This window comes from Sciscionella sediminilitoris (assembly GCF_000737195.2).
Taxonomy (GTDB): Bacteria; Actinomycetota; Actinomycetes; order Mycobacteriales; family Pseudonocardiaceae; genus Sciscionella; species Sciscionella sediminilitoris.
The window spans coordinates 1-14,068 of sequence record NZ_JALM01000146.1 but is presented as its reverse complement, the minus strand read 5'-3'; the positions used below and the strand labels follow the sequence as shown (position 1 = coordinate 14,068).

General features: G+C 66.9%; 15 protein-coding genes. 5 read left to right on the top strand and 10 right to left on the bottom strand.

Features of this window, described 5'->3' with window-relative positions; genetic code table 11:
- The first annotated feature begins 143 nt into the window (after positions 1–143).
- Positions 144–317 carry a hypothetical protein gene (locus tag AD72_RS36985; protein ID WP_156365512.1) on the top strand — a complete coding sequence of 58 codons (174 nt, stop codon included), beginning with the start codon at positions 144–146 and terminating at the stop codon, positions 315–317.
- Positions 318–323: 6 nt separating this feature from the next.
- On the opposite strand, the gene AD72_RS33875 is transcribed toward AD72_RS36985, so the two are convergent.
- The 7 genes from AD72_RS33875 to AD72_RS33845 form a co-directional block, all read right to left on the bottom strand.
- A complete protein-coding gene (locus AD72_RS33875; protein ID WP_031470739.1) occupies positions 324–1,283 on the bottom strand; it encodes a glycine betaine ABC transporter substrate-binding protein in 960 nt (319 codons plus the stop codon).
- A 7-nt stretch (positions 1,284–1,290) separates the two neighbouring features.
- Entirely contained in the window at positions 1,291–2,274 is a 984-nt protein-coding gene (locus AD72_RS33870; RefSeq protein ID WP_031470738.1) for a glycine betaine ABC transporter substrate-binding protein, read from the bottom strand.
- The gene (locus AD72_RS33865; protein WP_031470737.1) at positions 2,271–3,035 is read right to left on the bottom strand and encodes an ABC transporter permease; all 765 of its coding nucleotides are present in this window, start codon (positions 3,033–3,035) and stop codon (positions 2,271–2,273) included. Before AD72_RS33865 ends, AD72_RS33870 begins: the two co-directional genes overlap by 4 nt.
- Entirely contained in the window at positions 3,032–4,189 is a 1,158-nt protein-coding gene (locus AD72_RS33860) for an ATP-binding cassette domain-containing protein (RefSeq protein ID WP_031470736.1), read from the bottom strand. Before AD72_RS33860 ends, AD72_RS33865 begins: the two co-directional genes overlap by 4 nt.
- Entirely contained in the window at positions 4,186–5,832 is a 1,647-nt protein-coding gene (locus tag AD72_RS33855; protein WP_037348324.1) for a BCCT family transporter, read from the bottom strand. The genes AD72_RS33860 and AD72_RS33855 overlap by 4 nt, the downstream gene beginning before the upstream one ends.
- Positions 5,829–6,485 carry an ABC transporter permease gene (locus tag AD72_RS33850; RefSeq protein WP_031470734.1) on the bottom strand — a complete coding sequence of 219 codons (657 nt, stop codon included), beginning with the start codon at positions 6,483–6,485 and terminating at the stop codon, positions 5,829–5,831. The genes AD72_RS33855 and AD72_RS33850 overlap by 4 nt, the downstream gene beginning before the upstream one ends.
- Positions 6,486–6,769: 284 nt before the next feature.
- Complete coding sequence (locus AD72_RS33845; protein ID WP_031470733.1) at positions 6,770–7,153, bottom strand: hypothetical protein; 384 nt, start codon at positions 7,151–7,153, stop codon at positions 6,770–6,772.
- 380 nt (positions 7,154–7,533) lie between these two features.
- Between AD72_RS33845 and AD72_RS33840 the strand changes: the two genes are divergently transcribed.
- Positions 7,534–8,910, top strand: coding sequence for a helix-turn-helix domain-containing protein (locus AD72_RS33840; protein WP_031470732.1), 1,377 nt, complete (start codon positions 7,534–7,536; stop codon positions 8,908–8,910).
- Positions 8,911–9,128: 218 nt separating this feature from the next.
- Here the strand turns inward: AD72_RS33840 and AD72_RS33835 are convergent, their stop codons facing one another.
- The 3 genes from AD72_RS33835 to AD72_RS33825 all read right to left on the bottom strand — a co-directional run bounded on the left by AD72_RS33835 (position 9,129) and on the right by AD72_RS33825 (position 11,127).
- Entirely contained in the window at positions 9,129–9,782 is a 654-nt protein-coding gene (locus AD72_RS33835; RefSeq protein ID WP_031470731.1) for an alpha-ketoglutarate-dependent dioxygenase AlkB family protein, read from the bottom strand.
- A gap of 71 nt (positions 9,783–9,853) precedes the next feature.
- Complete coding sequence (locus AD72_RS33830) at positions 9,854–10,519, bottom strand: NAD(P)H-binding protein (protein WP_031470730.1); 666 nt, start codon at positions 10,517–10,519, stop codon at positions 9,854–9,856.
- Positions 10,507–11,127, bottom strand: a complete 621-nt coding sequence (locus tag AD72_RS33825) for a hypothetical protein (protein WP_051899313.1) — start codon at positions 11,125–11,127, stop codon at positions 10,507–10,509. Before AD72_RS33825 ends, AD72_RS33830 begins: the two co-directional genes overlap by 13 nt.
- Positions 11,128–11,358: 231 nt before the next feature.
- On the opposite strand from AD72_RS33825, the gene AD72_RS33820 reads away from it, so the two are divergent.
- From AD72_RS33820 to AD72_RS33810, 3 genes are read left to right on the top strand one after another with little or no spacing between them, the layout of a single operon-like run.
- Entirely contained in the window at positions 11,359–12,090 is a 732-nt protein-coding gene (locus AD72_RS33820; protein ID WP_031470728.1) for an SDR family oxidoreductase, read from the top strand.
- 40 nt (positions 12,091–12,130) lie between these two features.
- Positions 12,131–13,183, top strand: coding sequence for an HpcH/HpaI aldolase/citrate lyase family protein (locus tag AD72_RS33815; protein ID WP_031470727.1), 1,053 nt, complete (start codon positions 12,131–12,133; stop codon positions 13,181–13,183).
- Positions 13,176–14,039 carry an HpcH/HpaI aldolase/citrate lyase family protein gene (locus tag AD72_RS33810; protein ID WP_031470726.1) on the top strand — a complete coding sequence of 288 codons (864 nt, stop codon included), beginning with the start codon at positions 13,176–13,178 and terminating at the stop codon, positions 14,037–14,039. The genes AD72_RS33815 and AD72_RS33810 overlap by 8 nt, the downstream gene beginning before the upstream one ends.
- Positions 14,040–14,068: the final 29 nt, after the last annotated feature.

Sequence of the window (14,068 nt, the reverse complement as noted above, 5' to 3'; positions counted from 1 at the left end):
CAACCACGCACAAGCACCTCTCCCCTGTTCACCGCGTCCCATTAACTGGACATTTCGGTTGCCGATGCGTCGACCGGGGGATGACTGTTACCGTCGGTTGCTGTAACTGAGTCGGGTACCGGGAGGGTGTCGGGGAGAGCATGATGACCGAAACTAAGGACGACTTCGAGACATGGCTCGCCGAGCAGGCGGAAGCCGCTCACCAGGCGATCGAATCGGTGCACGGCGAGGCGCGCGCGAATCTCTACGCGGACAGCGCCAAGTCGGAAAGCAAGAAGGACGATCACGCTGAGTCATCAGAAGAGCAGGAAGAGTGAGCGGAGTCAGCGCACGAATCCCTGCTTGATCATCCAGTCGCGCGCGACCTCGGCCCAGTCCCTGCCGCGCACGTCGACCTCCGCGGAAAGGTCGAGCATCGCCTGACTGGTCAGTTTCGCGGCCACCGGCCGGAGCACCCGGGCGATGTCCGGATGAGCCCGTGCGAACCGGGTACGCATAGTCACCGCCGCGTTGTATGCCGCGAAGGCATGGCCGTCATCGGCCAGGGTGTCGAGCTTCAGGGCACGCTGGCGGGCATCGGTCTCGGTGATCTCGCCGAAGTGACAAGAGCGCCCGCTCGCCGTCGCCGGGTAGATGGCTCCGGTGTCCAGCTTCCGGATGTTCGAATCGGGGAGCTTGAACCCGTAGGTCTTCTCCACGGCCGCCCAGCCGTCGTTGCGGCTGGCGAACTCCGTCTCGATGCAGATGGTCACCGCGGACGGATCCCGGTGGAACAGCGCGGCCAGGTCCGCGAGTGACCGAACCCCGTACTTCCGGCGCACTTCCTGGCTCTGCGCCATCGTGTACACGTTGTTCAGCGGCGCCCGGTCCACCCAGGAAACCCCGTTCGACGCATCCACTCGGCGCACCGCGGCGAACATCTCGTCCGGGTCCGAGATCGCATCGGTCCTGCCCAGATAGGACATCCACGCGGTCCCGGTGTACTCCCACATCAGGTCGATCTGACCGTCCAGCAGCGCCTGCCTCCCGGCGTTCGAACCGGAGATGTTCGACAGGTCCTGTACCCGCATGCCCGCGGCCTGCAGCGCGTACTCGGTGATGTAGGCCAGCAGGATCTGCTCGGTGAAATCCTTCGACCCCACTGTCACCGGAACTCCGCGCAGCGCGGGCACCGGCCGGATCGAACCGGGCTCCGCGGCGAACGGCACGGTGCTACCGGAGGAGAGCCCACATCCGGACACGAGGAGCAACAGCACTGCGCTCAGTGCGGCGAACCGGCGCATGCCGCGGTCAGCGGGACTTCGCGGGATCCGAAACGAAACCCTGCGCGATCATCCATTCCCGCGCGACTTCGGCCGAATCCCTGCCGCGCACATCGACCTGCGTGGAAAGGTCGATCATCGTATTGCTCGTCAGCTTCGCTGCCACGGGCGCGAGCACACGCTCGATGGCGGGATGCTGCTTGAGGAATTCGGTCCGCAGCGTCACCGCGCCGTTGTAGGCGGGAAACGCGTGCTTGTCGTCCTTGAGGGTGCTCAGGTTCAGCGAACGCTGCCGGGCATCGGTCTGGAAGATCTCCCCGAAATTGCACGACTGGGCGTTCGCCGTGGCCTGATAGATGGCGCCGGTATCCAGTTTGCGGATGTTCGAATCCGGGAGTTTGAAGCCGTATTTCTTCTCCACCGAGGGCCACCCGTCATTGCGGCTGGCGAACTCGCTCTCGATGCAGATCGTCACCGCGGACGGATCCTTGCGGAACAGCTTGGCCAGATCCGACAGGGTCCGCACTCCGTATTTCTTCCGCACCTGCTGGCTCTGCGCCATCGTGTACACGTTGTTCAGCGGCGCCCGGTCCACCCAGGAAACCCCGTTCGCCGCATCCGCATTGCGCACCGCGGCGAACATCTTGTCCGGATCGGAAATGGGATCGGTCTTGCTGAGGTAGGAAATCCAGGCGGTGCCCGTGTATTCCCACATCACGTCGATCTGCCCGTCCAGCAGTGCCTGCCTTCCGGAATTGGAACCGGAGATGTTCGACAGGTCCTTCACATCCATACCCGCGGCCTGCAGGGCGTACTCGGTGATGTAGGCCAGCAGGATCTGCTCGGTGAAATCCTTGGATCCCACCGTCACCGGAACATCCTTGAGACTGGGATCCACCCGGATCGAGCCGGGACCGACCGAGAACGGCACGCTGTTACCGGAGGAGAGCCCGCACGCGGAAAGCGAACCCGCGAGCACCGCGGCGAGCAGAACCGAGACAAACCGTTTCATCGCAACCCCTTCGGACCGATCCAGCGCTCCGCGAGGCCACCGAGCCAGTCGACCAACAGCGCGAGCGCCATCGCGAGCGCCGCCCCGACCACGAGCACCGGATAACGGGCGAGCTTGTAACCGGTGACGATCAGCTCCCCCAGTCCGCCGTCACCGACGAACGTGGCCAGTGTCGCCGTACCGACCGCGAGCACCAGCGAGGTGCGCAGACCGGCGAGGATGTAAGGCACGGCAAGGGGAAGCTCGATGGTGAACAACACCTTGGAGCGCGACATGCCGATACCGGTGCCCGCCTCGACATAGGAAGAGTCGACGCTGCGCACCCCGAGAATCGTGTTGCGCAGCACCGGAAGCAGCGCATAGAACGCGATCGGCCCCACGGCTACCCAGAAATTGACCACCCCGCCGAGTGCGAGGAAGAACAGCACGAGCACCCCGATCGAGGGCGCCGCCTGCCCGATGTTCGCGATCGCTAGGAAGAACGGGGCGGCGAACCGCGCCCATCGGCGGGTGAGCAGCACCCCGAGCGGAACGGCGACGAACACCACGATCGCCGCGACCGCGATGGAGAGCACGATGTGTTCCCAGGTAAGGGAAAGAATCACCGCGGCGTTCAGATTGCGCTTCTCGATGTCGTCGAGTTCGCTGGCGAACGCCCAGATGAGCACGGCGGCCACGATCAGCACGACCGCGATCGGCTGGCCCCAGACGCGCAGCCGTTCCGAGCGGCGCTCCCCGAGTTGGGCGGTGGCGGTACTCATTCGGACACCCCGGCCTCATCGCGCAGCCGCTGCACGGTCGCCATCACCGTGTCGATATCGATCGTTCCGGCATAGCGGCCGCGTTCCTTGGTGACCACCGCCGCCCCACCCTCGGCGAGGCAGGCCTCGAGCGCGTCCTGCAGCGTGGACTGGGTGGAGACGAAGTCCCCGATCGGCTTTCCCGCGGTCCGCAAGGAACTCGCGTGCGCCAACTGTCGCTTGTGGACCCAACGGGCCGGCCGGTCCCGCGCGTCGAGCACCAGCGCGAACGGCCGGTTTCGCTCCTCGAGCTGGCGGCGCACCGCCTCGACGGTCTCGTCCGGGCGCGCGGTGATCGCCTCCTGCTTCAGCTCCACATCCCGGACCCGCAGCAGGGTGAGCTGTTTGAGTGAGGCACCGGCGCCGACGAATCCGGCGACCGTGTCATCGGCCGGATTCTGCAGGATCGCCTCCGGGGTGTCGTACTGCAGGATCTTCGACTGCTCGCCGAGCACCGCGATCCGGTCGCCCAGCTTGACCGCCTCGTCGAAATCGTGCGTGACGAACACGATCGTCTTGTGCAGCTCGGACTGCAGCCGCATCAGCTCGTCCTGCAGGTTGCCCCTGGTGATCGGGTCGACCGCGCCGAACGGCTCATCCATCAGCAGTACCGGCGGATCCGCGGCGAGCGCCCGCGCGACCCCGACCCGCTGTTGCTGGCCACCGGAAAGCTGACGCGGATACCGGTCGTGGAACACCGCGGAGTCCAGCCCGACCAGATCGAGCATCTCCTCCACCCGCTCGGCGATCTTCTTCTTGTTCCAGCGCAACAGCGAGGGAACCATGCCGATGTTCTGCGCAACCGTCATGTGCGGGAAAAGCCCGGCCTGCTGGATGGCGTAGCCGATGGTACGGCGGAGCTTGTCCGGATCGATGTCGAGCACATCGCGATCGTCGATGCTGATCCGCCCCGAGGTGGGTTCGATGAGCCGGTTGATCATCTTCATCGTGGTCGTCTTGCCGCATCCCGACGGTCCGACGAAGATCACCGTTTTTCCCCGGGGAATCGTCATCGTGACCGAGGCGACCGCCGGACTCGCGGTTCCGGAATAGCGTTTCGTCACCTCTTCGAGGCGGATTTCCGCGCCGCTCGGCGCTTCTTCGGTGTTCGTCATGATCGTTTACTCTTCTTCCTCGACGGCGAATCGACGGTCAGGTAGAAGTCCTCGCCGTACCGTTCGGTTCCATGCTCCACCGCTGCCTCGATGACCTCGGCTCCCTTGTCGTCCCGCAGCACGACCCGATCTCTTCGTAAATCCCGTACCAGTGCGATACACAGCAGCACCATGACGATCACGAACGGAGAGGCCACGATAATCGTCAGGTTCTGCAAGCCGGTCAGCGCCGATTCCCCGCCTCCGCCGATGATGAGCATGATCGCGGCGACCGCACCGGTCAGCGCGCCCCAGAAGGCGATCACCGCTTTGTTCGGCTCGGTGGATCCGCGCTGGGAAAGCGAACCCATCACGATCGAAGCGGCGTCCGCCCCGGAGACGAAGAAGATCCCGACCAGGATCATCACCACGAGCGAGGTGACCGTGGCCGCCGGATACTGTTGCAACAGCCCGAAAAGCTGGCCCTCCTGGGAACGCGCGGCGAGATTCAGGCCGCCGCGTTGCGTGGTGATCGCCGCGCCGCCGAAGATCGCGAACCACACCAGGGAGATCACGCTCGGCACGAGGATCACCCCGCCGACGAACTGGCGAATCGTGCGCCCGCGGGAAATGCGCGCGATGAACATCCCGACGAACGGGGTCCAGGAAATCCACCACGCCCAATAGAACATCGTGTTCTTGGACAGCCACCTGGCCATGTCCAGGCCACCGGAAGCCTCGGTGCGCGCGGCCATTCCGGGCAGTTCCTTGAGATAGTCGCCGAGCGTGGTCGGCAGCAGGTTCAGAATGAAGACCGTCGGGCCAGCGATGAACACGAAGAGGGCGACCGCGACACCCAGAATCCCGTTCGTGGCGGCGAGCCACTGCACCCCGCGCTCGATTCCGGAAACCGCGGAGAAGATGAATGCCGCGGTCAGCACCACGATCACGACCACGAGCACGATCGTGCTCACCGAGGACATGAACCCGGCCGCCTTGAGCCCGGAACCGATCTGCAGCGCGGAAAGCCCGAGCGAGGCGGCCGAACCGAACAGCGTCGCGAAGATCGCCAGGATGTCGATCAGCCTGCCGATCCAGCCCTTCGCGTGGTCCCCGATCAGCGGAATGAAGGCCGAGGAGACCAGCTGCGGGCGCCCGCGCCGAAACGTGCTGTACGCGATCGCGAGCCCGACAACCGCATAGAAGGCCCAGGGATGCAGCGCCCAGTGGAACATCGTGGTGGCCATCGAGGTGTCCAGCGCGGCACCGGTTCCCGCGCGCGCCGTGCCCGGCGGCGGGTCGGTGTAATGCGTCAGCGGCTCCGAGACACCGTAGAACATCAGGCCGATGCCCATGCCCGCCGCGAACATCATCGCGATCCACGGCAGCGTCTTGAATTCCGGCGTGTCCTCGTCCCTGCCGAGCACGATCTTGCCGTAGCGGGAGAAGGCCAGCCACAGCACGAAGAGCACGAAACCACTCGCGGCGAGCACGTAGGCCCAGCCGAAGTTCGACTCCAGCCAGCCGAGCATCGTCGTGGTCACCGTGGACAGCGAGTTGGTGCCGAGTCCTCCCCAGAGCACGAACGCGACGGCGAGCGCACCCGCGATACCGAACACGACGAAATCGGTCCGCCCGCGTGTCCTTCGCTTTGTCCCCATCATGCCCGGGCGCGCACCCCCGGCGAGGTGGTCAACCTGCCGAGCAGCACGAGCAGCCCGTCCACGATGAGCGCGAGCACCACGATGCCGATCGTGCCCGCCAGCGCCCGGTCCACCGCGGTCTTGCTGCCGATCGCGGCGAGCCCGGAGAAGATCGAACCGCCGAGCCCCGGCCCCTTGGCGAACGCCGCGATGGCCGCGATCCCCATCAGCATCTGCACCGAAACCCTGGTGCCCGCCAGGATCGACGGCCAGGCGAGGCGGAGCTCGATCCTGGTGAGCACGCCGAGCCGGTGCATGCCGATCCCGCGCGCCGCCCCGGTGACGGCCGGATCGATGTTCGCCAGCCCGACGATCGTGTTGCGCACGATGGGCAGCAGCGCATAGAGGGTCAGCGTGACCACCGCGGGCCGCACCCCGAGGCCGAGCACCGGAATGAACAGGCCGAACAGCGCGAAAGACGGAATCGTCAGGATCGCGCTCGTCAACGCGGTCGCGATCGCCGAACCCGCGGGACTCGAATAGACCGCGATACCGATGCCGACACCGATGACAACCGCGAGCACGGTGCACTGCAGGACGAGGCTGCCGTGCTGGTAGAGGTCGAAGAGCAGGGAGCCCCAGCGCTGTCCGACGAACTCGAAGAATTGGTTCACGTCGCTGCCTTCGCTTCCCTTCTACCTGCTGTAAAAGTTGTTCGAGCAACGCACCATACCCAACCGATCGCCGCTGTCCCGCCAAATGCCGCCGCTCGCTACGGCATTCGCATGAACCGGTCACCCTGCGCCGATGATCATGTCGACAAACAGACTTGCAGACTTGCAGGGCATAGAAATGGTGACACCGGCTGGTGCGAGCCGGTGCCACCATGTTGGGGCCGCGGACCGATACCGGTCGGGGGAGGGGTGCGCAGCGGCACCGGCCCGCGGGGTTCGTGGGGTCAGTACGCGGCTCCAGCCGTCGCACGCATACCGACTGCCGCCTGTCGTTCGGCGGCGATGTCCGTCGACTCGGCGCCCCTGCGGGACATCGACGGTTTGGGTGGCCGCGCCGAGAGCGCCCCACCGACGAGGTGGTCGTACGCGGCACGCCAGATCGGGCACGGCGAGCGCTGCTGCCGCCACCTGCTCGAGCACTCGGGGCAGTTGCCCTGAGCATCCGGCTCGTGCATGGCGAGCAGCTCACGCCAGCCCTCGGTCAGCTTCGGCAGTTCGGAGCGGGCGACCGTGACCAGGTCCTGCTCCTCGGTGTCCGCAAGTTCGGTGAGCATGTCCAGCCGTTCCCACACGGCATTGCGCAGGACCTGCTCGAGGATCTCGTCCACGAACCGTTCACCGTGACCTTTCCAACCGGCGGCCGTTTCCGGACCCGCTACTTACGTACCGGTCAGTAGCATGCCATTCGGAGCAGGCCTGTTGCGCTGGGGTGACGCGATCACGACCAAGTCGAGACCAAAACGCCATGTTTTGTCACCCTTTCCGCCTCTTTCGGCCCGCGCTCTGTCCGGCTTGCCGCTGTGGGAACTAGAATGCGAGTTGCAGATAGAAAGTGGAAAGCAGTAGCGCCCATCGGCCCGCCAGGACCGGTGAGCGGTAGGCGGGAGTTCGGCCGAGCAGATCAGCGGTCGTGTCAAGCGTTTCCCGAACGGCGTACTTTGCTTACACTGCTTGACAAGCGCTGAGTCGAACGGTGAGGCGGATCGAAATGCACGGTTTGCCAGGGGGCGCGTCGCAGGGATCCGACATCCCCGCGACGCTGTGGGATGGGCAGGAGATGCGCGAAGCGCTCGCTGCCAGGGACGTCAGCAATGTCTACCGCCTGCTGCGCCGCGAGGGTATCTCGCAGCGCCAGATCGCGGCACAGACCGGGCAGTCCCAGTCCGAGGTGTCCGAGATCCTCAAGGGCCGCCAGGTCATGGCCTACGACGTGCTCGCCAGAATCGCCGACGGGCTGGGGATCCCGCGCGGCTCCATGGGACTCGCCTACGACGAGCAGACCGAGGTCGCCGTCGCCACCGCGGAGAAGGATCCGCAGCCGGAAGAGGACGAGAACGTCAAGCGGCGCCGCTTCCTCGCCCACGCCGCGGCCGTGACCATGGGCGCGGCGACCATCAGCTCCGATCCCGACCTCGTTTCCCGCACCGAACGCACCCCGGCACCCAACGCCATCGGCATGACCGACGTCCGCCAGCTCGAAGCGGCGACGAGGGCACTGCGCGCGCTCGACTACCAGTACGGCGGCGGATTCTGCCGGGACGCCGTGGTCGCCCAGCTGTCCTGGGGCCAGCAGATGCTCAGCTCCAGCGCTACCGAGATGGTGCGGGACCGGCTGTTCGTCGCCCTCGCCGACCTGCACAACCTCGCCGGATGGACCTCGTTCGACACCGGGAAGCGCTCCAGCGCGCGCAGCCACTTCGGCCGGGCGCTCGAACTGGCCAGGGAGGCGAAGGCGCACCCGCTCGTGGCGAACATCCTCTACCGGATGGGCCGGGTCTACCTGCACGAAGACGCCTCGAACGACGCGCTCAAGCTCTTCCAGCTCGGCCAGCTGGCCGCCCAGGAATCCGGTTCCGAACTCGCCGTCGCGGTGCTGTGCGCCAACGAGGCCTGGGCGTACGCCCAGCTCGACATGCCCCAGCAGGCGATCCGCTCGCTCGGCCGGACCAGGGACGAGTACGAGCGCGCCGACAAGAGCGACCCCGAGTCCTGGGTGAAGTTCTTCAACCAGACCGACGTGTACGCGATGACCGGGACCGTGCACTCGGTCCTCGCCCAGTACCACCGCGAACACACCAAATACGCCATTCCGGCGCTCGAGCGCTGCCTCACCGAGTACGACGAGTCGATGGCCCGCTCCCGCACCTTCATGCTGTCCATGCTCGCCACCGATCACCTCATCGACGGCAACATCGAGTACGGCACCAAGGTCGGGCGCAGCGCCATCGAGGCCGCGGCCCCGATCAAGTCCGGCCGGGTCAAGGACCGGTTGCGGCCGCTGCAGAACGAGGCGCAGAAGTGCTCCGCCGTCTCCGAGGACGCGCGCGACCTCTACGAGCGCATCGCCAAGTTCTTCGCGGCCTGACCCCGGTCATTCAGCGCAGCACGCCGCGCGGATCCGACCGCTCACCGCAGCACGTCACCCTGCTCTCAACATAACCTCGTGACCTGCGCAAATAGGTGCTTGTGAGTGGTTGTGTTGGTTCTAACCAACACACGCGCTCACGACGATCGAGTGAGCATCGCAGCCGCCAGGGCTAAGGAGCGGAGCGAGTGAGGAGTGAGCGCCATCGGCACAACCACTCACGAGAACCCCGTGACACGGAGTGTGATGTTGATGCGACCGTCAGTGAGACCGGTCTCCGGGTCGGCGGTCCCGGGCCGGACACTCGGTACCCCGTGGAACGCCAGCCGCGAAGGTCCACCGAACACGAACAGGTCCCCAGAGGCGAGCTCGATGTCGGTGTAGGGCTTGCCACGGTTCTCGGTGTTACCGAATCGGAACAGGCAGGTGTCCCCGATGCTGAACGAGACGACCGGTTCGCGGGAGACCTCGTCCCGGTCCTGGTGCATGCCCATCTTGGCGTGCTCGTCGTAGAAGTTGATCAGCGCGGTGTCCGGAAGGTAGTCCTCCCTTGGGGTGCCGTAGGCAGCGGCGAGCGCGGACCTGCCCAGCGCGCCGAGCCAATCCGGGAACTCGGCCACCCGCGCCCCGCCCGCATCGTCCGCGGTCCTGCTGTACGCGTACGGGCGCCAGTGCCAACCGAGACAGACGGTGCGCACCGACATCCGGTGTCCACTCGGCAATCGGGCAGCGCGCATCGGAACCGGACCGCGCGCCCATTCCCGGCAGGCGATCACGATTTCGCGCTGGCGTTCCACGGAAAGCCAGCCGGGCACATGGACCGCGCCCTCGGCGATTTCCCGCGGACCCATTTCGAACAACGAACCCGTCATAACGCGAGGATATTTCGTATTTCATCGCGGCGCGCGCGAGAATTCCAGGAATCCACTGTGGACGGTACGGATCAGAGCGCGGCGACAGCTTCGTCCACCGGGGTTTCCCCGGCGAGCAATTCGACGGTTTTACCGGCCGCTGCCCCGGATTCCAGCAGCGCGGCGAGCACGAGGGCGACATCCGCTCGGGAAACCGAACCCGAACCTGCCTCGAGAACTCCCGGTTCGGCGAGCGCCACCGAGCCGGTCGCCGGTTCATCGGTGAGCCGCCCCGGCCGCAGGATCGTCCACTCGAGACCGTCCCGCTCCCGCAGATCCCGCTCGGCGGCCTCCTTCGCGCGCAGGTAGGCGGAGAACACGTCGTCCACACCCGGTTGATAGGCCCGGTCCAGCCCCATCGCGGAGAGCTGCACGAACCGCCGGACCCCCGCGGTCTGCGCGGCCTCGGCGAACAGCACGGCAGCGGCGCGGTCGACGGTGTCCTTGCGCGCCGCACCGCTTCCCGGCCCCGCACCGGCGGCGAACACCAGCGCGTCCGCACCTTCGGCGATCCCGGCCACCGCGGGCAGCGCCGCCGTCTCCAGGTCCAGCACGGCGGATTCGGCGCCGAGCGCGCGCAGTTCCGCGGTGTGGTCGGGATTCCGGACGAGGCCGAGGCACTCCACGCCGTGTTCGGCGAGCCGGGAAAGCAGGAGTTTGGCGATCTTTCCGTGACCGCCCGCGATCACAACTCGCATGCGAGGATGCGCTCGTAGACCTTCTCGTTCAGCCAGCGCTCGACGGTGTCCCACTCGTGCACGAGCGGGGCCTGCGAACCGGCCTGGTCGAGGCTGACCTCGCCGTCCGGATCGCCGGTGAGCACCGCGACGCCGTGCGAGTTCGCGCGCGGAAGGCAGCGGTACAGGTAGTCCCCGGTCATCGCGGCCGACCAGGGCAGCACGATTCCGGTGTCGCAGTACTTCGCGAACGGCCCGGCGCAGGCGAGCGCGGTGCGCCAGTGCCGGGCGACGGCGAGCACTCCGACGATGTCCACGGCGACCGGCGGTGCCTTCGGCGCGATCTCGGGCCAGACCCAGGTGGCGACCTCGGTGCGATCGGTGACCGGCGGGGCGCCGATGCAGATCCGCTCGGCGTGCGCCTCGGTGCGCAGCTGGGCGAAGACGATGACCTTGCGCCCGAAGATGGTCATCTGGCCGACCGGCTTGCCGTGCCAGCCGAGCCTGCGCGCCGCGCCTTCGGCCAGGTACTCCGCGGGTGCGGGCAGTTCGACCGGAGCAAGCGTCCTTGCGGAGGACAGCTCGGCCTCACGATGGATGACCGCATGCCCCTCGGTGCCGCTCGTCACTGCTGTTCCTCCTGCCCATAGAACCCGTTGCCCCTAATGAAGTACCAGCACTGGAGGCGGCTGCCACTGCCTCCAGTGCCCGCTTGCGGCTGACGGACCAAGGTGAGCGATAACCGGTCGATGAGCGGTCGAGCGGGTTCTGCCCGGCTATTCGGCCGATTGGGGGATACTGCCGTCCAACGGATCACGTCGTGACCTCGATCTCTTCTCGATGGTGGGACACTCGGATCCGTGGCACAGGACCGGCTCAGCGAGGCCCTCGTCGTGATCAGTGGTGCGTCGAGCGGCATCGGGGCGGCGACCGCGCTCCGGTTCGCCGCGTCCGGGGCACGGATCGCCCTGCTCGCCCGGCGCACGGAGAAACTGACCGAGCTCGCCGGGGAGATCGGCGACCGTGGTGGCACCGGGTTCCCGGTCACCGCGGATGTCACCGATCCGGAGTCGATCACCAGCGCGATCGAGCGGATCGGGGCCGAACACGGGCGCATCGACGTACTGGTCACCGCGGCCGGATTCGTGAGCCCCGGGCAGGATCTGCGTGCCTGGCAGGACATGGTCTCGGTGAACGTCACCGGGACGCTGAACTGCGTGCACCCCGCGCTGCCCTATCTGCAAGCCGCGGCGGAGGGACCGCACGGGGTCGCCGATCTCGTGCTGATCAGCTCGGTCGCCGGGCGCGCGGCCCGCCCGCACAACCCCGTGTACTCCGCGACGAAGTTCGCCGTGAACGCGTTCGCCGAGGGACTGCGCCAGCAGGTCACCGAGAACTATGTGCGCGTCGGGATCGTCGAGCCCGGGCTCGTGGCTACCGAGATGACCGCGCACAGCTGGCCGCCCGGCGCCGAGGAACACGAGTGGCTGCGCGCCGAGGACATCGCCGATGCGGTCGAGTACATGGTCACCCGGGGGCGGCACGCCGCCGTGAACGAAATCATGATTCGGCCAACCGAGCAGGCGCGTTAGGTTACCGTTCGGTACACCAGGTACAACGGAGGCTAATCGGATGCGCTCAGCAAAGGACTTTTTCGCCCCGCTCGCCGTCGGCGCGCCGCCGCCCGTGCGCGAAATCCCCTTCACGCCTTCGCGAATGATTCACTTCTTCGATCCGTCGAATGAGAAAATGGTGGCCAAGGCCCCGGACATCGCGAAGAAGGTCGACGTACTGCTCGGCAACCTCGAGGACGCCGTGCGCGCGGACAACAAAGAGGCGGCACGCGCCGGCCTCGTCCGGGTGGGCAAGGAAAGCGATTTCGGTACCACACAATTGTGGACCCGGGTGAATTCGCTCGACTCGCCGTGGGTGCTGGACGACCTCACCACGCTGGTCACCGAGATCGGCGACAAACTCGACGTGATCATGGTGCCCAAGGTCGAGGGCGCGCAGGACATTCACTACGTGGACCGGCTGCTCGCCCAGCTCGAGGCGCGCGCCGGGCTGAGCCGGCCGATCCTGGTGCACGCCATCCTGGAGACCGCATCCGGCATGGCGAACGTCGAGGAGATCGCCGGTGCCTCACCGCGTATGCAGGGCATCTCGCTCGGACCGGCGGACCTGGCCGCATCCCGCCGGATGAAGACCACCCGGGTCGGCGGCGGGCACCCCGGATACCTCGTGCGCACCGATCCGGTCGGCGAGGACCTTTCCGAGGGGCGCAGCACCTACCAGCAGGATCTGTGGCACTACACCGTGGCGCGCATGGTCGACGCCTGCGTGATGCACGGGATCCTGCCCTACTACGGACCGTTCGGCGACATTCAGGACACCGTCGCCTGCGAGGACCAGTTCCGCAACGCCTTCCTGCTCGGCTGCGTCGGCGCGTGGAGCCTGCACCCGGTGCAGATCGAGATCGCGCGCAAGGTGTTCTCCCCCGCTCCCGAGGATGTGCGCTGGGCCAAGCGGGTCATCGCGGAGATGGGCGATGGCACCGGCGCGGTGATGATCGACGGGAAGATGCAGGACGACGCCTCGGTCAAGCAGTGCCGCGTGGTCGCCGAACTCGCGGACCAGCTCGCCGCGCGCGACCCCGAACTGGCCAAGGAGTACGGCAATGAGTGAGTACCGCCCGCGCCGTTCGGTGCTCTACATGCCCGGGGCGAACGAGCGCGCCCTGGAGAAGGCCAAGGGCCTCGACGCGGACGCGCTGATCCTCGACCTCGAGGATGCGGTGAGCCCGGACGCCAAGGAACAGGCACGCGCCCAGGTGTGTGCGGCCGCGGCCTCCGGTGAATACGGGCGCCGCGAGATCGCCATCCGGGTCAACGGCGCCGACACCGAATGGCACGCCGAGGACCTGCGCGCGGCCGCGGCCGCCGGTCCGGATGCCGTGCTGGTGCCCAAGGTCGGCTCCGCCGAGGAGGTGCACGCGATCGAGCGCGCACTCGAATCGGCAGGCGCGCCGGGGCACACCGCGATCTGGGCCATGGTCGAGACCCCGAAGGCCATGCTGGACGCCGAACGGATCGCCGGGGCCAGTGACCGGTTGACCGTCCTGGTCATGGGGACCAATGACCTGGCCAACGAACTGCACGCGGAACACGTACCCGGGCGGGCTCCCCTGCTGACCGGGCTGTCCCTCGCGCTGCTCGGCGCGCGCGCCGCGGGGAAGGTCATCCTGGACGGGGTGTTCAACGACGTCGCCGACCTCGAGGGCTTCGAGGCCGAATGCGTTCAGGGCCGCGAGTTCGGCTTCGATGGCAAGACCCTCATCCATCCCAAACAGCTCGAACCGTGCAACCGGGTGTTCGCGCCCGGCGAGGCCGAGGTCGAGCGCTCCCGCCGGATCATCGAAGCCTTCGAACAGGCCAAGGCCGAAGGCAAGGGCGTGGTCACCGTCGACGGCAGGATGATCGAGAACCTGCACGTGGAAGCCGCGCAGCGCATCCTCGCCATGCACGCGGCCATAGCATCCTGACCTGGGCAGACAGGTGCTTGTGAGTGGTT